The 21,728-nt window shown below is 44.3% G+C and carries 24 protein-coding genes and 1 riboswitch; of the genes, 22 read left to right on the top strand and 2 right to left on the bottom strand.

What is annotated here, in order from left to right; genetic code table 11:
* Nucleotides 1–166 precede the first annotated feature (166 nt).
* The 19 genes from NSU05_RS16570 (at nucleotide 167) to sufB (ending at nucleotide 17,169) form a co-directional block, all read left to right on the top strand.
* Nucleotides 167–2,536, top strand: a complete 2,370-nt coding sequence (locus tag NSU05_RS16570) for a 3-hydroxyacyl-CoA dehydrogenase/enoyl-CoA hydratase family protein (RefSeq protein ID WP_038430047.1) — start codon at nucleotides 167–169, stop codon at nucleotides 2,534–2,536.
* Between the two features lie 10 nt (nucleotides 2,537–2,546).
* On the top strand, nucleotides 2,547–3,722 hold the full coding sequence (locus NSU05_RS16565) for an acetyl-CoA C-acetyltransferase (protein WP_038429589.1): 1,176 nt from the start codon (nucleotides 2,547–2,549) through the stop codon (nucleotides 3,720–3,722).
* Nucleotides 3,723–3,736: 14 nt separating this feature from the next.
* Nucleotides 3,737–5,521 (top strand): acyl-CoA dehydrogenase FadE, encoded by a 1,785-nt coding sequence (fadE, locus tag NSU05_RS16560; RefSeq protein ID WP_038429587.1) that lies wholly within the window; start codon nucleotides 3,737–3,739, stop codon nucleotides 5,519–5,521.
* A 110-nt stretch (nucleotides 5,522–5,631) separates the two neighbouring features.
* Nucleotides 5,632–5,988: an arsenate reductase family protein gene (locus NSU05_RS16555; protein ID WP_003222779.1), complete on the top strand. Its 357-nt coding sequence runs from the start codon at nucleotides 5,632–5,634 to the stop codon at nucleotides 5,986–5,988.
* A 66-nt stretch (nucleotides 5,989–6,054) separates the two neighbouring features.
* Complete coding sequence (gene gcvH, locus NSU05_RS16550; protein ID WP_003222781.1) at nucleotides 6,055–6,438, top strand: glycine cleavage system protein GcvH; 384 nt, start codon at nucleotides 6,055–6,057, stop codon at nucleotides 6,436–6,438.
* Between the two features lie 55 nt (nucleotides 6,439–6,493).
* A complete protein-coding gene (locus NSU05_RS16545; RefSeq protein ID WP_003228581.1) occupies nucleotides 6,494–6,730 on the top strand; it encodes a YusG family protein in 237 nt (78 codons plus the stop codon).
* Nucleotides 6,731–6,807: 77 nt separating this feature from the next.
* Complete coding sequence (locus tag NSU05_RS16540) at nucleotides 6,808–7,170, top strand: toprim domain-containing protein (RefSeq protein WP_024571871.1); 363 nt, start codon at nucleotides 6,808–6,810, stop codon at nucleotides 7,168–7,170.
* A 1-nt stretch (nucleotide 7,171) separates the two neighbouring features.
* Nucleotides 7,172–7,492, top strand: coding sequence for a thioredoxin family protein (locus NSU05_RS16535; protein ID WP_014480792.1), 321 nt, complete (start codon nucleotides 7,172–7,174; stop codon nucleotides 7,490–7,492).
* Nucleotides 7,493–7,598: 106 nt separating this feature from the next.
* A complete protein-coding gene (locus NSU05_RS16530) occupies nucleotides 7,599–7,943 on the top strand; it encodes an SCP2 sterol-binding domain-containing protein (protein ID WP_003228587.1) in 345 nt (114 codons plus the stop codon).
* Nucleotides 7,944–8,057: 114 nt separating this feature from the next.
* A riboswitch (SAM riboswitch) is annotated at nucleotides 8,058–8,164 on the top strand.
* Between the two features lie 105 nt (nucleotides 8,165–8,269).
* A complete protein-coding gene (metN, locus tag NSU05_RS16525) occupies nucleotides 8,270–9,295 on the top strand; it encodes a methionine ABC transporter ATP-binding protein MetN (protein WP_003242531.1) in 1,026 nt (341 codons plus the stop codon).
* Complete coding sequence (gene metP / locus NSU05_RS16520) at nucleotides 9,288–9,956, top strand: methionine ABC transporter permease MetP (protein ID WP_003228593.1); 669 nt, start codon at nucleotides 9,288–9,290, stop codon at nucleotides 9,954–9,956. The genes metN and metP overlap by 8 nt, the downstream gene beginning before the upstream one ends.
* 13 nt (nucleotides 9,957–9,969) lie before the next feature.
* A complete protein-coding gene (gene metQ / locus NSU05_RS16515; RefSeq protein ID WP_021480560.1) occupies nucleotides 9,970–10,794 on the top strand; it encodes a methionine ABC transporter substrate-binding lipoprotein MetQ in 825 nt (274 codons plus the stop codon).
* Between the two features lie 285 nt (nucleotides 10,795–11,079).
* Nucleotides 11,080–11,457: a carboxymuconolactone decarboxylase family protein gene (locus tag NSU05_RS16510; RefSeq protein WP_014477920.1), complete on the top strand. Its 378-nt coding sequence runs from the start codon at nucleotides 11,080–11,082 to the stop codon at nucleotides 11,455–11,457.
* A 193-nt stretch (nucleotides 11,458–11,650) separates the two neighbouring features.
* Nucleotides 11,651–11,788 carry a hypothetical protein gene (locus NSU05_RS16505; RefSeq protein ID WP_003228600.1) on the top strand — a complete coding sequence of 46 codons (138 nt, stop codon included), beginning with the start codon at nucleotides 11,651–11,653 and terminating at the stop codon, nucleotides 11,786–11,788.
* A 193-nt stretch (nucleotides 11,789–11,981) separates the two neighbouring features.
* Nucleotides 11,982–12,767 (top strand): Fe-S cluster assembly ATPase SufC, encoded by a 786-nt coding sequence (gene sufC, locus NSU05_RS16500; RefSeq protein WP_003151872.1) that lies wholly within the window; start codon nucleotides 11,982–11,984, stop codon nucleotides 12,765–12,767.
* Between the two features lie 17 nt (nucleotides 12,768–12,784).
* Nucleotides 12,785–14,098: a Fe-S cluster assembly protein SufD gene (sufD, locus tag NSU05_RS16495; RefSeq protein WP_003228602.1), complete on the top strand. Its 1,314-nt coding sequence runs from the start codon at nucleotides 12,785–12,787 to the stop codon at nucleotides 14,096–14,098.
* The gene (sufS, locus tag NSU05_RS16490; RefSeq protein WP_038429586.1) at nucleotides 14,098–15,318 is read left to right on the top strand and encodes a cysteine desulfurase SufS; all 1,221 of its coding nucleotides are present in this window, start codon (nucleotides 14,098–14,100) and stop codon (nucleotides 15,316–15,318) included. Before sufD ends, sufS begins: the two co-directional genes overlap by 1 nt.
* Nucleotides 15,308–15,751, top strand: coding sequence for a Fe-S cluster assembly sulfur transfer protein SufU (sufU, locus tag NSU05_RS16485; protein WP_003222809.1), 444 nt, complete (start codon nucleotides 15,308–15,310; stop codon nucleotides 15,749–15,751). The genes sufS and sufU overlap by 11 nt, the downstream gene beginning before the upstream one ends.
* A gap of 20 nt (nucleotides 15,752–15,771) precedes the next feature.
* Nucleotides 15,772–17,169 (top strand): Fe-S cluster assembly protein SufB, encoded by a 1,398-nt coding sequence (sufB, locus tag NSU05_RS16480; protein ID WP_003228608.1) that lies wholly within the window; start codon nucleotides 15,772–15,774, stop codon nucleotides 17,167–17,169.
* Nucleotides 17,170–18,339: 1,170 nt separating this feature from the next.
* On the opposite strand, the gene NSU05_RS16475 is transcribed toward sufB, so the two are convergent.
* Both NSU05_RS16475 and sspG read right to left on the bottom strand, forming a co-directional pair.
* On the bottom strand, nucleotides 18,340–18,615 hold the full coding sequence (locus NSU05_RS16475; RefSeq protein ID WP_003243521.1) for a hypothetical protein: 276 nt from the start codon (nucleotides 18,613–18,615) through the stop codon (nucleotides 18,340–18,342).
* Nucleotides 18,615–18,761, bottom strand: coding sequence for an acid-soluble spore protein SspG (gene sspG / locus NSU05_RS16470; RefSeq protein ID WP_003228613.1), 147 nt, complete (start codon nucleotides 18,759–18,761; stop codon nucleotides 18,615–18,617). The genes NSU05_RS16475 and sspG overlap by 1 nt, the downstream gene beginning before the upstream one ends.
* A 158-nt stretch (nucleotides 18,762–18,919) precedes the next feature.
* On the opposite strand from sspG, the gene NSU05_RS16465 reads away from it, so the two are divergent.
* The 3 genes from NSU05_RS16465 to frlB all read left to right on the top strand — a co-directional run bounded on the left by NSU05_RS16465 (nucleotide 18,920) and on the right by frlB (nucleotide 21,717).
* Nucleotides 18,920–20,038 (top strand): FAD-binding oxidoreductase, encoded by a 1,119-nt coding sequence (locus NSU05_RS16465; RefSeq protein ID WP_038429585.1) that lies wholly within the window; start codon nucleotides 18,920–18,922, stop codon nucleotides 20,036–20,038.
* Between the two features lie 102 nt (nucleotides 20,039–20,140).
* Nucleotides 20,141–20,515: a nucleotide excision repair endonuclease gene (locus NSU05_RS16460; protein ID WP_003228617.1), complete on the top strand. Its 375-nt coding sequence runs from the start codon at nucleotides 20,141–20,143 to the stop codon at nucleotides 20,513–20,515.
* A gap of 215 nt (nucleotides 20,516–20,730) precedes the next feature.
* Nucleotides 20,731–21,717 (top strand): fructosamine deglycase FrlB, encoded by a 987-nt coding sequence (gene frlB, locus NSU05_RS16455; protein WP_015251278.1) that lies wholly within the window; start codon nucleotides 20,731–20,733, stop codon nucleotides 21,715–21,717.
* Nucleotides 21,718–21,728: the final 11 nt, after the last annotated feature.

Below are 21,728 nucleotides of genomic sequence, written 5' to 3'. Positions count from 1 at the left end.
CCTCCGGGCTTAAGTTGCCCGACTTTTATAGGCTTCATACAAAAAAATAACAAATTAGCTATTGAAGTCGAACCGGAAATCTTTTAAGATGAAAGAAGAAACTGGTTTCATTTTTTTTAGCCAAAAAATGAATGACTATTCATTCAATGTTCAAGGGGGATATCTCATGCACAAACACATTCGGAAGGCAGCCGTTTTAGGATCGGGGGTAATGGGTTCCGGGATAGCGGCGCATTTGGCTAACATCGGAATTCCTGTCCTGCTGCTAGATATTGTGCCGAACGATTTGACAAAGGAAGAGGAAAAAAAGGGGCTGACGAAGGACAGTCCGGAGGTGCGCAGCAGGCTGAGCCGGCAGGCGATGAAAAAACTGCTGAAACAAAAGCCCGCTCCCCTCACATCAGCGAAAAATACCTCCTATATTACACCTGGCAATCTGGAGGATGATGCAGAAAAACTGAAAGAAGCAGATTGGATTATTGAGGTCGTTGTCGAAAACCTTGAAGTCAAAAAGAAAATTTTCGCTCTTGTGGATGAACATCGAAAGACTGGAAGCATCGTCTCAAGCAACACATCCGGCATATCAGTGCAGGAAATGGCTGAAGGCCGGTCGGATGATTTTAAAGCCCATTTTCTCGGAACGCATTTTTTTAATCCCGCACGCTATTTAAAGCTGCTGGAGATCATTCCGATTAAGGAAACGGATCCTGATATTTTAAAGTTTATGACAGCTTTCGGAGAAAATGTCCTCGGGAAAGGCGTTGTTACAGCAAAGGACACACCGAACTTTATCGCAAACCGCATCGGGACGTACGGGCTTCTCGTGACAGTCCAAGAAATGCTGAAAGGCAGCTATCAGGTCGGGGAGGTTGATTCGATCACAGGACCGCTGATCGGCAGGCCGAAAAGCGCTACCTTTAGAACGCTTGATGTGGTCGGTCTCGATACATTCGCCCACGTTGCCCGAAATGTGTATGACAAAGCTGATGGCGATGAAAAAGAAGTGTTTCGCCTTCCAAGCTTCATGAACGATATGCTGGAAAAAGGGTGGATCGGAAGTAAGGCCGGCCAAGGCTTTTATAAAAAAGAAGGAAAAACGATTTATGAGCTTGACCCAGTGACGCTTACTTACGGCGAGCGGACAAAAATGAAAACACCGGCACTTGAAGCGGCAAAACAGGCAAAAGGGACAAAAGCCAAAATGAAAGCGCTTATTTATTCGGATGACAGAGCCGGCCGATTGCTGTGGAATATCACATCTCAAACCTTGCTTTACTCAGCCGAGCTGCTTGGCGAGATTGCCGATGATATTCATGCGATTGACCAAGCCATGAAGTGGGGATTCGGCTGGGAACTGGGCCCTTTTGAAATGTGGGATGCCATCGGCCTCAAGCAGTCAGCGGAAAAGCTCGAGCAGCTTGGAGCAGATATGCCTGGCTGGATAAAAGAGATGCTGGACAAAGGAAATGAAACCTTCTACATCAAAGAGAACGGAACGGTATTTTATTATGACCGCGGCGAATACAGAGCCGTGAAAGAAAACAAAAAACGAATTCATTTACAAGCACTTAAAGAAACAAAAGGCGTGATTGCGAAAAACAGCGGAGCAAGCTTAATTGACCTTGGAGATGATGTGGCCCTTCTTGAATTTCATTCGAAAAGCAATGCGATCGGCCTCGATATCATTCAAATGATCCACAAAGGATTAGAGGAAACAGAACGGAATTACAAGGGGCTTGTCATCGGCAATCAAGGGAAAAATTTCTGCGTCGGCGCGAATCTCGCCATGATCTTAATGGAAGTCCAAGATGACAACTTTTTGGAAGTTGATTTTGTGATCCGCCGTTTTCAGGAGACGATGATGAAGATCAAATACAGTGCGAAACCGGTCGTCGCCGCGCCATTTGGCATGACGCTCGGCGGAGGAACGGAAGTATGCCTGCCTGCGGCGCGTACTCAAGCGGCAAGCGAAGCCTATATGGGCCTTGTTGAATCAGGTGTCGGCCTCATCCCTGGCGGAGGGGGAAACAAAGAGCTGTACATCAATCATCTACGCCGTGGCCTTGATCCGATGAATGCGGCAATGAAAACATTTGAAACGATTGCGATGGCGAAAGTGTCCGCTTCCGCTCAAGAGGCTCGTGAGATGAACATCTTAAAAGAAACGGATCAGATCAGCGTGAATCAAGACCACCTGTTATACGATGCGAAGCAGCTGGCCGCATCTTTATACGATACCGGCTGGCGGCCGCCTGTAAAAGAAAAGGTCAAGGTGCCGGGAGAAACCGGTTATGCGGCACTCTTGCTTGGCGCTGAGCAGATGAAGCTGTCCGGCTATATATCTGAGCATGATTTCAAGATCGCGAAAAAACTCGCTTATGTCATTGCGGGCGGAAAAGTGCCGTTTGGTACAGAGGTTGATGAAGAATATTTATTGGAGATCGAAAGAGAAGCGTTTTTGAGTTTGGCAGGAGAAGCAAAATCTCAAGCGAGAATGCAGCATATGCTTGTGAAAGGTAAACCTTTACGGAATTAGGAGGGAGCTTATGAAAGAGGCAGTCATTGTGTCAGGTGCAAGAACACCGGTTGGAAAAGCAAAAAAAGGATCGTTGGCCACCGTTCGCCCGGATGATTTGGGAGCGATTTGTGTAAAAGAGACACTGAAACGGGCAGGCGGTTACGAAGGCAATATTGACGATTTGATTATTGGCTGTGCAACGCCTGAAGCGGAGCAGGGGCTTAATATGGCGAGAAATATCGGTGCGCTCGCGGGCCTGCCGTACACGGTTCCGGCGATTACAGTTAACCGTTATTGCTCTTCAGGCCTTCAGTCTATTGCATACGCAGCAGAAAAAATTATGCTGGGCGCCTACGATACAGCGATCGCCGGCGGAGCGGAATCCATGTCGCAAGTTCCGATGATGGGGCATGTTACCCGTCCGAACCTTGCTTTGGCAGAAAAGGCACCGGAATATTATATGAGTATGGGGCACACAGCCGAGCAAGTCGCGAAAAAATACGGCGTCTCCCGTGAGGATCAAGACGCGTTTGCCGTTCGCAGCCACCAAAACGCCGCTAAAGCCCTTGCAGAAGGAAAATTTAAAGATGAAATTGTAACCGTAGAAGTAACGGTGACAGAAATTGGAGAAAACCATAAGCCTCAGGAAAAACAATTTGTATTTTCTCAGGATGAAGGTGTTCGCCCGCAAACGACTGCAGACATCTTATCGACATTGCGCCCGGCCTTTTCCGTTGACGGGACGGTGACTGCGGGCAATTCCTCGCAAACGAGTGACGGAGCGGCGGCTGTCATGCTGATGGACCGGGAAAAAGCTGATGCTCTTGGCCTGGCGCCGCTTGTGAAATTCCGCTCCTTTGCGGTAGGCGGCGTGCCGCCGGAAGTGATGGGAATCGGACCGGTGGAAGCGATTCCGCGCGCTTTGAAGCTTGCCGGACTTCAGCTGCAGGACATCGGCTTGTTTGAACTGAATGAAGCTTTTGCCTCACAGGCCATTCAAGTAATCAGGGAATTGGGAATTGATGAAGAAAAAGTGAATGTCAACGGGGGCGCAATCGCGCTTGGACACCCGCTTGGCTGTACAGGCACAAAGCTTACACTCTCACTCATCCATGAAATGAAACGGAGAAACGAGCAATTTGGAGTCGTGACCATGTGTATCGGCGGCGGGATGGGAGCGGCCGGTGTATTTGAATTATGCTAAAGGGGGAAAAACAAATGGCAAAAAAAGCGGCTGAAGTACAAAAAGGCGGCGGATTTTTAATCGAGGATGTCACATACGATCAAATGTATACACCGGAGGATTTCACTGACGAGCATAAAATGATTGCGAAAACAACAGAGGATTACATCGAGCAAGATGTTCTCCCTCATATAGATGATATCGAAAACCATCAATTCGAGCATTCTGTCAGACTGTTGAAGAAAGCGGGCGAACTAGGGCTGCTTGGCGCCGATGTGCCGGAAGAATACGGAGGGCTCGGCCTTGATAAAATCAGCTCGGCACTTATCACTGAGAAATTTTCGCGTGCGGGAAGCTTTTCTCTTTCTTATGGGGCGCATGTCGGTATCGGTTCCTTGCCGATCGTCTTTTTCGGATCAGAAGAACAAAAGAAAAAATATTTGCCGGGACTCGCTTCAGGCGAAAAGATCGCCGCTTATGCTCTAACTGAGCCTGGCTCTGGATCTGATGCACTTGGAGCAAAAACAACAGCTGTGCTGAATGAAGCAGGAACGCATTATGTATTAACAGGGGAAAAACAGTGGATTACCAACTCTGCTTTTGCCGATGTATTTGTGGTTTACGCCAAGGTAGACGGCGACAAGTTTTCAGCCTTTATTGTAGAAAAAGAGTTCCCGGGTGTCTCCACGGGACCGGAAGAAAAGAAAATGGGAATCAAGGGATCATCGACAAGAACTCTCATTCTGGATCAAGCTGAAGTGCCAAAGGAAAACCTGCTCGGAGAAATCGGCAAAGGGCATGTCATCGCCTTTAATATTTTAAACATCGGCCGTTACAAACTGGCGGTTGGCACAATCGGCGCATCTAAACGCGTCATCGAGCTGTCTGCGGCATACGCAAATCAGCGCCGCCAATTTAAAACGCCGATTGCTGGTTTTTCATTAACACAGGAAAAAATCGGGACAATGGCCTCAAGGCTGTATGCGATGGAAAGCTCTGTATACAGAACCGTCGGGCTGTTTGAAGACAATATGAGCCAGTTCACGGCCGAAGATCTCAAGGACGGCCGGCAAATCGCCAAATCGATTGCGGAATACGCCATCGAATGCTCTCTGAATAAGGTATTCGGCTCTGAAACGCTTGATTATATCGTTGATGAAGGCGTGCAGATTCATGGAGGCTACGGCTTTATGCAGGAGTACGAAGTAGAAAGGGCCTATAGGGATTCAAGGATCAATCGGATTTTTGAAGGCACAAACGAAATCAACCGGTTAATCGTGCCAAGCACCTTCCTGAAAAAAGCGCTTAAAGGCGAGCTGCCTTTATTCGAAAAAGCGCAGTCGCTGCAGGAAGAACTCATGATGCTTATGCCTGAAGAGCCTGGAAGCGGCGTCTTAGAGCAGGAGAAATATATCGTCAAGCAAGCCAAAAAAATTGCGTTGTTTGCTGCCGGCCTAGCCGCGCAAAAATACGGAAAAGCGATCGATCGTGAGCAAGAAATTCTCGTGAACGTAGCGGATATCGTCAGCAATGTATACGCAATGGAATCAGCCGTGCTCAGAACGGAAAAGGCCATTGCCGCACAAGGCGCTGAAAAAGCAGCGCAAAAGGTGCTGTACACAGAAATTTTCGTTCAAGAGGCCTTTAACGAAATTGAAGCGCATGCGAAGGAATCCCTTATCGCAATGGAAGAAGGAGATTCACTCCGCATGATGCTTTCCGCTCTGCGCAAGCTGACACGCGTAACGCCTAAAAACGTGATTCAGAAAAAACGCGAGGCGGCGGCAGGCATTTTTGAGGCTGAGAAATATATTGTCTGATTGGCCATGAGCTCCGCATGCGCGGAGCTCTTTTTTAAGAAGCACTGTTTTAGGTTTTTAAAACAAACTGTGTTAAAATAACCTCGATTATTTTATTGAGGGGGAAGAAGATGTCGTTAACTTTTTACTGGTACCCTAAATGCGGAACGTGCCGCAAAGCAAAGAAGTGGCTTGAAGAGCATGGGAAAGAAATAAACGAAATACATATTGCTGAGCAGCCGCCAAGCAAAGAAGAATTAAAAGCGCTTTATGAAAAAAGCGGGCTGGATCTCAAGAAATTTTTCAACACGAGCGGCATGAAATACCGCGAGCTCAATCTCAAGGAAAAGCTGTATCACATGTCAGAGGACGAACAGCTCGAACTGCTGGCTTCAGATGGTATGCTGATCAAACGCCCGCTTACAACAGACGGCGAAAAAGTGACTGTCGGATTTAAAGAAGACCAATTTGAAGAAAACTGGGCTTAATGTAAATTTTTTTTGAAAAGTGTGGTATCTTCTTATTGTAGTGCTGTAAAAAATGGAGGGATTCAATTGAGCATACCAAAAGATTTGCGTTACTCAGGAGAACACGAGTGGGTAAAAGTTGAAGGAGAAAAAGCCAGAATCGGAATTACGCATTTTGCCCAGTCCGAACTAGGCGACATCGTGTTTGTCGAACTTCCTGAAGTGGGCGCTGAAATCAAAGCGGACGAGCCATTCGGCAGTGTTGAATCCGTTAAAACGGTATCTGAGCTTTATGCACCGATTAACGGAACGGTTGTGGAAGTAAACGAAGATCTTGATGACAGTCCGGAATTCGTCAACGAATCTCCGTACGAAAAAGCATGGATGATCGTCGTTGAGCCATCTGACGCTTCTGAAATTGAAAAACTGATGACAGCAGAGCAATACGAAGAGATGACACAAGAAGACTAAAACAGGATAGCCGTAAAAGCAATTGGACACGCTAACGTTATGGGAGGTGTCCAATATGGCTTTCGACAAACAAAAGCTCGATGTCACCAATGACGTGACAGGCCGCTTTCAAAATGGCCGGCTCTCGTTATATCATGATAATGAGATGATCGGCCAAATGACAAGCATGAATGAATATGAGCTTAAGTCCGGTTATTCCTTTGAAAATGAGAAATTTTATAAGACAGCCGATGTGGTCTCTGGAGACGACGCAAAATATGTAGATTGTGACTACGAAAACGGCTGGTGTTAATGTTGGCGGTGAATTTCACTGCCTTCTTTTACAATCTGAACGTTTCAAATTTGACGCGGCAGGTGAACAAGATGAAGATGGATGAGCTGGAAAAGGTTATGATTGTCGAGGGGAAATCAGATAAAGAGAAAATCGAAAGCGTCCTGAATGAACCGGTGCGCATTATCTGCACAAACGGAACAATCAGCCAGCTGAGGCTCGAGGAATTGGCTGACGAGCTTTATGATAAAGACGTCTATATATTAGTTGATGCTGATGAATCAGGTGAGAAATTGAGAAAACAGCTGAAGCGTGAATTTAATGAAGCCTGCCATCTCCATATCGACAGAGCCTATAAGGAAGTAGCGGCTGCGCCCAGGCACCATATCGCTTCTGTATTGCTGCGTGCGAATCTGAATGTCCATACTATTTTTCTTGAAAGAAAGTCCCGAGGTGTATAGCATGAAAGAACTCCAAGAACACGAACTTGATCACATTGAAGATGATGTGTACCTTCTATATTTATATACTCCGTTTTGCGGCACCTGCCAGCTTGCAAGCAAAATGCTGACAGTGGTGAAAGAAATGCTGCCGGATGTCGCCTTCTATCAAAACAATGTCAATTACTCTCCGACATTCGCAAAAGCGTATCAAATTGAAAGCGTCCCTTGTTTTCTGCTGTTTAAAGGCGGAAAGGTGGTCGAAAGAGGATATGCATTTCATTCCGTTTCTTATTTATATGAGCTGATCAAACAAAAATCATCTTCCGCATCCCATTTATGACATATTTCTCAGCATATCCAATGAAATTGTCGTTCGTTTTATAAAGGGGTTCTTGCGACAAAGAGAGAAATGTGTATGTATGACCAACAAATAGGAGGTTGTACATATGGAGAAAGCGGAAGTTTTAGAAGATGAGTATCAGCATCTGTTTTTAAAACCCCTTTTGAATGCCTCAACATTGCTCATTACCTTCCAAGGAGAAGCAGAAGCCTTAACCGTCTCAATAAACGAACAGGGAGAAATGAAAAAAGTTTCTCCGCCCCAAACGTCCAACCTGACCTTTTACGGAAACCAAACGGAAATTATTGATTTATTGCACGGAGACATTTCCCTTCAGCACCTGATTCAGAGCGGAAGCCTCAAAGTAAAGGGGTCATTCAGGGCCCTGTTAAAACTGGAAGCCATTCTCTGGCTGACAAATGGATTTTTTCAGAGGATTTTAAAAAATTAAAAAATAATAAATTGTTATAATAGTAAAAGTTGACATCATTTATTTTATTGACATTTAATCATTCGCCGTGCTATTCTACATTAAGAATTTCCGGACGAAAAAGACTATATATTTCTCTTATCAAGAGAGGTGGAGGGAAGTGCCCTATGAAGCCCGGCAACCATCAACGCTGTTGAAATGGTGCCAATTCACACGAAGCGTTCAGCTTTGAAAGATGAGAGAAAGGCATTTTATATAAGCCTTTCTGCTCAAGTGTGCAGAAAGGCTTTTCTTTTGCAGAAAAAACCGGAAGATTTCTTAGAATAGTGTTAAGGCAGGTGATTGCTTTGATCAATCTTCAGGATGTTTCAAAAGTTTACAAGTCGAAACATGGAGATGTCAATGCTGTCCAAAACGTCTCGCTTTCCATTAAAAAAGGTGAGATTTTTGGAATTATAGGATATAGCGGAGCTGGTAAGAGTTCCTTAATCCGTCTGCTGAACGGCCTTGAGAAACCAACCTCAGGAACCGTGGAAGTGGCGGGAACCAAGATTAATGAAGTAAATGGACGCGGTTTAAGAAAAGCACGCCATGAGATCAGTATGATTTTCCAGCATTTCAATTTGCTTTGGTCGCGGACTGTCAGAGATAATATCATGTTTCCTTTGGAAATTGCCGGAGTGAAAAAGAGCGAGCGGATCAAGCGCGCCAATGAACTGATTAAACTGGTAGGTTTAGAAGGAAAAGAAAAATCTTATCCGTCTCAGCTGAGCGGCGGTCAGAAGCAGCGTGTCGGAATTGCCAGAGCGCTTGCAAACAATCCGAAGGTTCTCCTTTGTGACGAAGCGACATCAGCATTAGATCCGCAAACGACAGATTCAATTCTGGATCTATTGTCCGATATTAATGAAAGACTCGGTTTGACGATTGTGCTGATTACGCACGAAATGCATGTCATCCGCAAAATCTGCAACAGAGTCGCCGTCATGGAAAACGGCAAGGTGGTCGAAGAAGGCGAGGTTCTCGATGTCTTTAAAAATCCAAAGGAACAAATGACAAAACGATTTGTTCAGCAGGTGACAGAGCCGGAAGAAACGAAAGAGACGCTTCAGCACCTTCTTGATGATACAGCATCAGGAAAAATGGTTCAGCTCACATTTGTCGGTGAGTCAGCTGAACAGCCTCTGATTACAGAGATGATCAGAAACTTCAATGTCAGCGTCAATATTCTGCAAGGGAAAATTTCGCAGACGAAGGATGGGGCTTACGGTTCACTGTTCATCCACATTGACGGGGACGAGGAAGAAGTGCAAAACGTGATCCGATTCATTAATGACAAACAGGTGAAAGCAGAGGTGATCACGAATGTTTGAAAAATACTTCCCGAACGTTGATTTAACTGAATTATGGAACGCGACATATGAAACACTTTATATGACGCTGATTTCTTTACTGTTTGCTTTTGTCATCGGGGTCATCCTCGGCTTGCTGCTCTTTCTGACGAGCAAAGGAAGCCTCTGGCAGAATAAAGCGGTCAACTCTGTGATTGCGGCCGTTGTTAACATATTCAGATCGATTCCGTTCCTTATTTTAATTATTTTACTATTAGGTTTTACGAAATTTTTAGTCGGCACGATCTTAGGGCCAAACGCCGCATTGCCGGCGCTGGTAATCGGCTCGGCACCATTTTACGCGCGCCTTGTTGAAATCGCGCTGCGTGAGGTGGATAAAGGTGTGATTGAAGCCGCTAAATCAATGGGCGCGAAAACGTCTACGATTATTTTCAAAGTGCTGATTCCGGAATCAATGCCTGCTCTTATTTCTGGCATTACGGTTACTGCCATCGCTTTGATCGGCTCAACGGCAATTGCCGGAGCCATTGGTTCAGGAGGCCTTGGAAACCTTGCGTACGTAGAAGGATATCAGTCTAATAACGCTGATGTTACCTTCGTTGCTACTGTGTTTATTTTAATCATCGTGTTTATTATTCAAATCATCGGTGATCTAATAACAAATATTATAGACAAACGATAAGGGAGGATTTACATTGAAAAAGCTATTTTTGGGTGCATTACTGCTTGTATTTGCAGGAGTTATGGCTGCCTGCGGTTCGAATAACGGCGCTGAATCTGGCAAGAAAGAAATTGTCGTTGCGGCAACAAAAACACCGCATGCGGAAATTTTAAAAGAAGCTGAACCATTGCTGAAAGAAAAAGGCTATACGCTGAAAGTGAAAGTGCTTAGTGATTACAAAATGTACAATAAAGCTTTAGCTGATAAAGAAGTGGACGCGAACTACTTCCAGCACATTCCTTACCTTGAGCAAGAAATGAAAGAAAACACAGATTACAAACTTGTGAATGCCGGCGCTGTTCACTTAGAGCCATTCGGTATTTACTCTAAAACATACAAATCACTGAAAGACCTTCCAGACGGTGCGACAATCATTCTGACAAACAACGTTGCTGAACAAGGACGTATGCTTGCAATGCTTGAAAACGCTGGATTAATCACTCTTGATTCTAAGGTAGAAACAATTGACGCAACATTGAAAGACATTAAGAAAAACCCGAAAAACCTTGAATTCAAAAAAGTGGCGCCTGAATTAACGGCAAAAGCATATGAAAACAAAGAAGGAGACGCGGCCTTCATCAATGTAAACTATGCGATCCAAAATAAATTAAATCCTAAAAAAGATGCAATTGAAGTAGAATCAACGAAAAACAACCCATACGCTAACATCATCGCAGTAAGAAAAGGCGAAGAAGATTCTGCAAAAATCAAAGCGCTGATGGAAGTTCTTCACTCTAAAAAGATCAAAGACTTCATCGAGAAAAAATACGACGGAGCTGTGCTTCCTGTATCTGAATAAGACTGAAACCCCGGATGAGAATTCCGGGGTTCAATTATTGACAAGGCCCTAAAACGATATTCGTTTTAGGGCTTTGTCATCTTTTCAGCGTGATTGAAAACCCTTGAAGTCTAGGAAGGCCGAGCATTGGAGCGGAGCGAATGTTGCAATTCGTGAGCACCAACGCGCAGGTCTGACAACGAATGCGAGGGTTTGCTGACACGGTGAAACCTCGGATGAGAATTCCGGGGTTTTTTTCGCGTATTTTCCTAAAAGCTGTTCATAATAAAAAGGAATGTTAAACAGATGGAGGGATTTTCTTTGAATCAAGACAGAGGAAGCATGCAGGACGCGTTAAAACAATATAAACATGGTTTAGGTACATTTGAACAAAAGATGCCGCTGATGGGAAGAAAATTTAACGAATTTACTGAACAGTGCTTTGCCGGGAATTCTCTGACTGAAAGAGAAAAACAGCTGATCGCCCTCGGAATTGCCATCAATGCTCAGGACGAATATTGCATGATCTATCATACAAAAGGCTGTCTCGATCAGGGAGCGACAGAAGAAAACATTCTCGAAGCCGTCAGTGTGGCAGCGGCATTTGGAGGCGGCGCAGCTTTCAGCCAAGGCGTGACAGTCGTTCAACAGTGCATTGAGGAATTCGGAAACACCACGCATTAAGAGAAGGAATATTCCGAAAAACCATTCTCATTTGTTCTGAAAGGATGCTTTCGTCTCATCTGCCGCTATTTCACGCCAAATCGTTTTTGCGGCATCCAACGCAGCACTGGTACAATAAAAAGCAAATATATGAAGGGATTGATTCATTATTTGCAGCAGCCAGGACAGACTGAACCTCGATTATACGTCAGAAATGGAAAAAGCGATGCAGCTGTCACACGGAATTGGATACGAGGAATATGGACGCCGGCTGGAAACAAGAATGAAAGTAGAGCGGCAGAGAGAGCTTGATTATGAAAAAAGCAAGCGGATTTCTGCGGGAGCTTATTGAGAAAATCAATCTTTTAAAAAAGGGTGGGAATCCACTCTTTTTCTTTTTCAATCGCTTTAATAAAGTGCTGATCTTTGTTAAACTTGAGGAATGTGCAAGGCACGATAAAAAGTTGTATTTACTTTTCATTTGTTATAAAATTAGAATGAGAATAAAATGAGAATAATGATTATATATTTTTGGAGGTATAGATATGGCTGCTTCAACATTAACGATCAAAGATCTTCACGTTGAAATCGAAGGGAAAGAGATCTTAAAGGGTGTAAACCTTGAAATAAAAGGTGGAGAATTCCACGCAGTAATGGGCCCGAACGGAACTGGTAAATCCACTTTATCAGCTGCTATTATGGGGCATCCTAAATATGAAGTAACAAAAGGCAGCATCACGCTTGACGGCAAAGATGTACTGGAGATGGAAGTGGACGAGCGTGCGCAGGCAGGCTTATTCCTTGCGATGCAGTACCCAAGTGAAATCAGCGGTGTGACAAATGCCGACTTCCTTCGCTCAGCAATCAACGCGCGCAGAGAAGAAGGCGATGAAATTTCTCTCATGAAATTCATCCGCAAAATGGACGAAAACATGGAGTTCCTTGAAATGGACCCTGAAATGGCTCAGCGCTATCTTAACGAAGGCTTCTCAGGCGGGGAGAAAAAACGCAACGAAATCCTTCAATTAATGATGATTGAACCGAAAATCGCCATCCTTGATGAAATTGACTCAGGTCTTGATATTGACGCTTTGAAAGTTGTATCAAAAGGGATCAACAAAATGCGCAGCGAAAACTTTGGCTGCCTGATGATCACTCACTATCAGCGCCTGTTAAACTACATCACTCCGGATGTTGTTCACGTTATGATGCAAGGCCGCGTTGTAAAATCCGGCGGTGCAGAGCTTGCACAGCGTCTTGAAGCAGAAGGTTATGACTGGATCAAACAAGAACTTGGCATTGAAGACGAAACTGTTGGCCAAGAAGCGTAAGCGTTAGGGGGATTAATATGACACTAGGTACAAAACTATCCGTAGATCAGGAGTATCTCAAAAGCTTTTCCGAAAAGCATCAAGAACCTGCCTGGCTGAAGAACCTGCGCTTACAGGCTCTTGAACAAGCTGAGGATCTGCCGATGCCGAAACCTGACAAAACAAAAATCACAAACTGGAACTTCACGAATTTCGCGAAGCATACAGTGGATAACGAACCGCTTTCTTCATTAGAAGATTTGACTGATGAAGTAAAAGCGCTGATCGACATTGAAAACGAAGATAAAACATTATACGTACAGCGTGACCAGACGCCGGCACATCTTTCTCTTTCTCAAGAATTGAAAGACAAAGGCGTCATCTTCACTGATATTCTGACTGCTGCACGCGAGCACAGCGACTTGGTGGAGAAATACTTTATGAAGGACGGCGTGAAGGTTGACGAACATAAGTTAACTGCACTTCACGCGGCTCTTGTTAACGGAGGAGCATTCCTTTATGTTCCGAAAAATGTTCAGGTGGAGACGCCGGTTCAGGCTGTTTATGTCCACGAAAGCAATGATACAGCTCTATTCAACCACGTGCTGATTGTGGCTGAAGACCACAGCTCTGTAACATATGTAGAAAACTACATCAGCACTGTAAACCCGAAAGACGCTGTCTTCAATATTATCAGTGAGGTCATCACAGGTGATAATGCCAGCGTGACATACGGTGCGGTGGATAATCTGTCAAGCGGTGTGACAACTTATGTGAACCGCCGTGGTGCTGCGCGCGGACGCGACAGCAAAATCGAGTGGGCTCTCGGCCTGATGAACGATGGCGACACGATTTCCGAAAACACAACAAACCTTTACGGTGACGGCACATACGGCGATACGAAAACGGTTGTTGTCGGAAGAGGAGAGCAAACAGAAAACTTCACAACACAAATCATCCATTTCGGTAAAGCTTCTGAAGGCTATATCTTGAAGCACGGTGTGATGAAGGATTCCGCTTCTTCTATCTTTAACGGAATCGGCAAAATCGAACATGGCGCTTCTAAAGCGAATGCGGAGCAAGAATCACGCGTGCTGATGCTCAGCGAAAAAGCACGCGGAGACGCAAACCCTATTCTTTTAATTGACGAAGACGATGTAACTGCAGGACATGCGGCATCTGTCGGCCGTGTGGACCCTATTCAGCTTTACTACCTGATGAGCCGCGGAATTCCGAAAGAAGAAGCAGAACGCTTAGTCATTTACGGATTCCTTGCACCGGTAGTAAATGAACTTCCGATTGAAGGCGTTAAGAAACAATTAGTTTCTGTTATCGAAAGGAAAGTGAAGTAATGAATATCACAGATATTCGTGAACAGTTCCCGATCCTTCATCAGCAAGTGAACGGACATGATCTCGTTTATCTCGACAGCGCGGCGACTTCCCAGAAGCCGCGTGCTGTCATTGAAACACTGGATAAGTATTATAACCAATACAATTCCAATGTTCACCGGGGCGTCCATACACTTGGAACCAGAGCGACAGATGGTTATGAAGGAGCGCGTGAAAAAGTCCGCAAGTTTATTAACGCGAAGTCAATGGCTGAGATTATTTTCACAAAAGGCACGACCACATCACTGAATATGGTGGCGTTAAGCTATGCGCGCGCCAACCTGAAACCTGGTGATGAAGTGGTCATCACCTACATGGAGCATCATGCGAATATCATTCCGTGGCAGCAGGCTGTAAAAGCAACTGGCGCCACATTAAAATATATTCCGCTGCAGGAAGACGGAACGATTTCTTTAGAAGACGTCAGAGAAACGGTCACAGGCAACACAAAAATTGTTGCGGTGTCTCATGTATCTAATGTTCTCGGCACGGTCAACCCGATTAAAGAAATGGCGAAAATCGCTCATGACAATGGGGCTGTCATTGTGGTGGACGGTGCACAAAGCACGCCACACATGAAAATTGACGTGCAGGATCTCGATTGCGACTTTTTTGCGCTTTCTTCCCATAAAATGTGCGGACCTACCGGTGTTGGTGTGCTGTACGGAAAGAAAGCCCTGCTGGAAAACATGGAGCCTGCCGAATTCGGCGGTGAAATGATCGACTTTGTCGGGCTTTATGAATCAACTTGGAAAGAGCTTCCGTGGAAATTCGAAGCGGGTACGCCGATTATTGCAGGAGCAATCGGCCTCGGTGCCGCCATTGATTTTCTCGAAGAAATCGGTCTTGATGAGATTTCCCGCCATGAGCACAAGCTTGCAGCTTATGCGCTTGAACGCTTCCGCCAGCTTGACGGCGTAACGGTATACGGGCCGGAAGAGCGTGCGGGGCTTGTCACATTTAACCTTGATGATGTTCATCCGCACGATGTGGCTACTGTGCTTGATGCGGAGGGAATCGCAGTCAGAGCCGGCCACCATTGTGCGCAGCCGCTGATGAAATGGCTGGATGTAACTGCTACTGCAAGAGCAAGCTTTTATCTGTATAATACAGAGGAAGAGATTGATAAGCTTGTGGAAGCTCTTCAAAAGACAAAGGAGTATTTTACAAATGTCTTTTAATGCAAACTTAGATACATTGTACAGACAGGTGATTATGGATCATTACAAAAACCCGCGAAATAAAGGGGTTTTGAATGACAGCATTGTCGTGGATATGAACAATCCGACATGCGGCGACCGCATCAGACTGACAATGAAGCTTGACGGAGACATCGTGGAAGATGCGAAGTTTGAAGGGGAAGGCTGTTCCATTTCAATGGCATCCGCTTCGATGATGACTCAGGCGATTAAAGGGAAAGATATTGAAACTGCCCTTTCCATGTCTAAGATTTTCTCGGATATGATGCAAGGGAAAGAGTATGACGATTCTATAGATCTCGGGGATATTGAAGCCCTTCAAGGCGTTTCAAAATTCCCGGCCCGTATCAAATGTGCAACCCTGTCATGGAAAGCACTAGAAAAAGGAGTCGCGAAAGAAGAAGGCGGCAATTAAAAGGATTGGAGTGAAAATGGATGGCTAAAAAAATGCCTGATATTGGTGAATACAAGTATGGTTTTCACGACAAGGACGTTTCCATTTTCCGTTCAGAGCGCGGATTGACAAAAGAAATCGTAGAAGAAATTTCTCGCATGAAGGAAGAGCCTCAATGGATGCTTGACTTCCGCTTGAAATCACTTGAGCATTTCTACAACATGCCGATGCCTCAATGGGGCGGAGATTTAAACTCACTGAACTTTGACGAAATTACGTACTACGTAAAACCGTCTGAGCGTTCAGAGCGTTCTTGGGATGAAGTTCCTGAAGAAATTAAACAAACATTCGACAAGCTCGGTATTCCTGAAGCTGAACAAAAATACCTTGCGGGTGTTTCTGCTCAGTACGAATCTGAGGTTGTATACCACAACATGAAAGAAGATCTTGAAGCACAAGGCATCGTCTTTAAAGACACTGACAGCGCGCTGAAAGAGAATGAAGATATTTTCCGTGAGCACTGGGCAAAAGTAATCCCGCCGACTGATAACAAGTTTGCGGCGCTTAACTCAGCTGTTTGGTCCGGCGGTTCTTTCATCTACGTGCCTAAAGGCGTGAAGGTTGAAACACCGCTACAAGCTTACTTCCGTATCAACTCTGAGAACATGGGTCAGTTCGAACGTACACTGATCATTGTTGACGAAGAAGCAAGCGTTCATTATGTTGAAGGCTGTACTGCGCCTGTTTACACAACAAACTCACTTCACAGTGCGGTCGTTGAGATCATCGTGAAAAAAGGCGGCTACTGCCGTTATACAACGATCCAAAACTGGGCGAACAACGTTTACAACCTTGTAACAAAGCGTACAGTCTGTGAAGAAAACGCAACAATGGAATGGATCGACGGCAACATCGGTTCTAAGCTGACAATGAAATATCCGGCTTGTATCCTAAAAGGCGAAGGCGCGCGCGGTATGACGCTTTCTATCGCTCTTGCGGGTAAAGGCCAGCATCAGGATGCAGGTGCGAAAATGATTCACCTTGCACCAAACACATCATCTACAATCGTATCAAAATCGATTTCAAAACAGGGCGGAAAAGTAACGTACCGCGGAATCGTCCACTTCGGACGCAAAGCGGAAGGCGCCCGCTCTAACATCGAGTGCGATACGCTCATTATGGATAACAAATCAACTTCAGACACAATTCCTTACAATGAAATCTTAAATGATAACATTTCATTGGAGCACGAAGCGAAAGTGTCTAAAGTATCTGAAGAGCAGCTCTTCTACTTGATGAGCCGCGGTATTTCTGAAGAAGAAGCAACTGAAATGATCGTAATGGGCTTTATCGAGCCATTCACAAAAGAGCTTCCAATGGAATACGCAGTTGAAATGAACCGTTTGATTAAGTTCGAAATGGAAGGTTCTATTGGATAACTAACGAAAAACCCTTGTTTATCAAGGGTTTTTCTTATTTTCGACACATGCCAAGTTTCTATTGTGCCAATTTTTATGCCAAGCTTTTTGTTATCTTGATGAGTAAGAAGCAAATTTTGCAAGCTCATCTTGTTCGATTTTTTTAGTTATGTGTGAATATTTTTCACTTATTGTTTTAGTGTTCTAGTGTCCAACCGTGTCTGAAAGCGTGTAAGCCTCTATATTCAACCCCTGAAGCTTGTGATAGTTTCGAATGTGTAAGATAGTGCCTATTGTAATTTTAGAAAATGATTACATCTTTGTTTTTTTGAATCCTGGATATTTCAAGATTCAATTCATTTTGCTTTGACCTTTTTTAATTCACAAATATTTTCTTCATATGCAAATATCAGGCTCAGTGTTTTAATATAGAGTTGGAGTCGGAGGAGAACAATAGAAGGAAACAATATCTCTTAAATCAACGGAATAATTATTCCATCTTCCACCGAAAAACCTATATCCATAAACTCTTGATTCTCCGATAGCCGTTAAGAAATACCAGAAATTATCATTATTTCTAAGCCACAAATACGTGAAACGATACAAACAATTTTGTAAATCCCGGGGATTCAGGGCATAGGGTGTCATTTGTCTTTGATATACCATTATTCGAGGTTCACTCCTTATTGCAATTAGACTTTTAACTAGTTTACGCTCAGGGTCAAAACTTGGTTTGGATGTATGCCTAGTAGCCTCAAAAATTTAAATATGAATAAAGCATTTTATTGAGAACGGTATTTCTATTTCAAAAGATTAGTACAGTTTAAATAAGCCGTGGAATAGTTCAACTAACAGGTGCATTACTTCAATAATAACTTTCAAAAGATATGAAACTTACTCACGGCGGCAACCGTGAATTATTACTGTAAACCCTTATATCATGCGGCTTCAGCTCATGCCAACACGGTGCCAAGTTAAGATTATCATCATTTAAACCATCTGAAGAAATGGCTTTAAATCAAGGGTTTGGGTGACCCTTTTATAAATCATTCCGTACCATTTTATAAAAATAATTAAGTTCGAAATGGAAGGTTCAATCGATTATTTTTTTATAAAAAGGACGCGACTGGTTTTCAGTCGCGTCCTTTTTGTATGCAGAAGAAAAACCGCTGGCCGAGGGGCCGCGGTTTTTTACTCTTCTTCTGTCTCTTGATTGATAATTTGCTTTACAGATGATCTGCTGTTATTTTCTCTGTTCATCTCTCGCAATTGAGTATAAGCCATATCGAATTCCTCTTTTGTCATCTGCTTTGCGGCTAATGCAGAGCATAATATAGCAAAAGCAATTGGCATTGTATCAATGTGAATGTCGATATGGACCTCTGAGTTGCCGCTGTTTTTGATAACAGATTCAGTAGTGGGTATCTCTTGAGTATGTCTGTTGAGAGGAATGATGTTTTCGTTCATTAGTCTTCTCCGTCTTGTGACTGCGCCTGTGCCTGATCCTGATCTGTATTCACGCTGACCACGACTTTTGCATTACCGCTGTTTTGGACTTTTGCGACTGCCGCATCGCGTCTGTTTTCTTCATTTTCATGACGATTTTCGCTCATGGTATCATCCTTTCTCTATTGATAGTGACAGGATATTCGATAGGAGAGTAAAGAGATTGGACGAACTTCGCGGTTTTTCCACATTAGGGCAAAAGGTCGAAGGAAAGCATTCTATTTGGTAAAATGAATAGACATTATAATAGAAAAGGTGTTTGCATATGAAATCGTACATCATCGTCGGCGCAGGGATTCTGGGCGCGTCGACGGCTTATCATCTCGCAAAATCAGGCGCTCGCGTTACTGTCATTGATCGGAAAGAGCCGGGACAAGCGACTGATGCGGCGGCGGGGATCGTCTGTCCATGGCTCTCGCAACGCCGTAATCAGGATTGGTACCAGCTTGCTAAGGGGGGAGCCCGGTACTATAAGGATTTAATCCATCAATTGGAAAAAGACGGTGAAACGGATACAGGATACAAACGTGTCGGTGCCATCAGCATTCATACTGACGCGTCTAAACTCGATAAAATGGAGGAAAGAGCGTATAAGAGACGGGAGGATGCGCCGGAAATCGGCGACATTACCCGCTTGTCTGCAAGTGAAACGAAAAAGCTGTTTCCGATTTTAGCTGACGGCTATGAATCGGTTCATATCAGCGGTGCCGCCCGTGTGAACGGAAGAGCGCTGTGCCGGTCGCTTTTAAGCGCTGCAGAGAAACGCGGCGCAACGGTCATCAAAGGAAATGCGTCTTTGCTTTTTGAAAACGGAACAGTCACCGGCGTGCAAACAGATGCAAAGCAGATTGCGGCTGACGCGGTTATTGTGACGGCGGGAGCATGGGCCAATGAGATATTGAAGACTCTTGGCATTCATTTTCAAGTGTCATTTCAAAAAGCGCAGATTATGCATTTTGAAATGACAGATGCAGATACAGGATCGTGGCCGGTTGTAATGCCGCCGAGTGATCAGTACATTCTTTCGTTTGATAACGGCAGAATTGTAGCCGGCGCCACACACGAAAACGATGCCGGTCTTGATGATCTTCGTGTGACAGCCGGAGGCCAGCACGAAGTATTGAGCAAAGCGTTAGCCGTTGCACCGGGTCTTGCTGATGCGGCTGCTGTTGAAACAAGAGTGGGCTTCAGGCCGTTTACACCGGGATTTCTGCCGGTCGTAGGGGCCGTGCCGAATGTTCAAGGTCTGTACGCTGCAAACGGTTTGGGTGCTTCTGGACTGACGATGGGGCCGTTCTTGGGTGCAGAGCTCGCAAAGCTAGTTCTCGGAAAGCAGACAGAATTAGACCTTAGTCCTTATCATCCAGCCGGAGCACTTGCATAATAAGTAAGAGCATAACAAACAAATATAATAAAGCTGTTCTAGCTTTTCTTTTCTGTATGTGTTAGCATTTATCTTTAATGAAAAAGAGGACGTGAACTGATTTTGATAAAAATTGATATACCCGCACCGAATGTCACCATCACTGAACGACAGCAGTCAGCTAATGATAACGAGCCGAAGATAAAACCGATTCACGGATTCATCGACTTTCACCAGATCCCAAGGGATAAAGGCGGCATTTTTATGTTTTACAACATTCATGACGAGCTGCTGTTTGTCGGTAAAGCCAGAAAGTTAAGACAGAGAATTAAGAAGCATTTCGAAGACACTGTTTCACCGATCAAACATCACAGAGATGAAGTTTATAAAATCGAGGTATGTGTAGTTGATGATCCAATGGAAAGAGAGATTTACGAAACATATATCATCAATACACAGCACTCAAAGTACAATATAGACAAGGTATTTTTTAAATAAGACGTCAGTCTGCGGATTGAACAGCGAAGCCAGAGCTTAAGTCAAGTTCTGGCTTTTGATTTGGGCATTTTTTCGCATATAGACCCTTTGTCTGTCATTCGAATAAATTATTGAGAAATTTCAGAAAATAATATTGACAATCCTACCCGCGGACTTTAATATAACAATATATAATGTTATATAACGTTATATAATAAAAACGGGGAGTGAAGGATTTGAGTCAGGCCACAGCAAAAGTAAATCGTGAGGTTCAAGCTTTCTTGCAGGATTTGAAAGGGAAAACCATTGATCATGTATTCTTTGTCGCATGCGGAGGGTCTTCTGCCATTATGTATCCGAGTAAGTATGTGTTTGACAGAGAGTCAAAATCAATAAACTCCGACCTCTACAGCGCCAACGAATTTATTCAGCGCAACCCTGTTCAGCTTGGTGAAAAGTCTCTTGTTATTTTGTGTTCGCATTCGGGAAATACCCCGGAGACAGTCAAAGCTGCTGCGTTTGCAAGGGGCAAGGGCGCACTTACGATTGCGATGACGTTTAAACCGGAGTCTCCTTTAGCGCAGGAAGCGCAATATGTTGCCCAGTACGATTGGGGTGATGAGGCGCTTGCGATCAATACAAACTATGGCGTTTTGTATCAAATCGTTTTTGGAACCCTGCAAGTATTAGAAAACAATACGAAATTCCAACAAGCAATTGAAGGCTTAGATCAATTGCAGGCTGTATATGAAAAAGCCCTTAAGCAGGAAGCTGACAACGCCAAGCAATTTGCAAAAGCCCATGAAAAAGAAAGCATTATTTATACCATGGCAAGCGGTGCAAACTACGGTGTCGCTTACTCCTACAGCATCTGCATTCTCATGGAAATGCAATGGATTCATTCCCACGCCATTCATGCCGGAGAATATTTTCACGGACCGTTTGAAATTATTGATGAATCCGTGCCGTTTATCATCCTGCTCGGTTTAGATGAAACAAGACCTCTTGAAGAGCGGGCGCTTACCTTCTCGAAAAAGTATGGCAAAAAGCTCACTGTGCTTGATGCTGCATCTTACGACTTCACTGCAATTGACGATTCAGTTAAAGGCTATCTTGCTCCGCTCGTTCTCAATCGTGTGCTGAGAAGCTATGCAGACGAGCTGGCAGAGGCGAGAAATCATCCTTTATCTCATAGAAGATACATGTGGAAAGTTGAGTATTGATCTGAAAATGA

This window comes from Bacillus sp. EU52, from assembly GCF_037964975.1.
Classification (GTDB): Bacteria; Bacillota; Bacilli; order Bacillales; family Bacillaceae; genus Bacillus; species Bacillus subtilis.
This window is presented reverse-complemented; position numbering and strand designations above follow the sequence as displayed.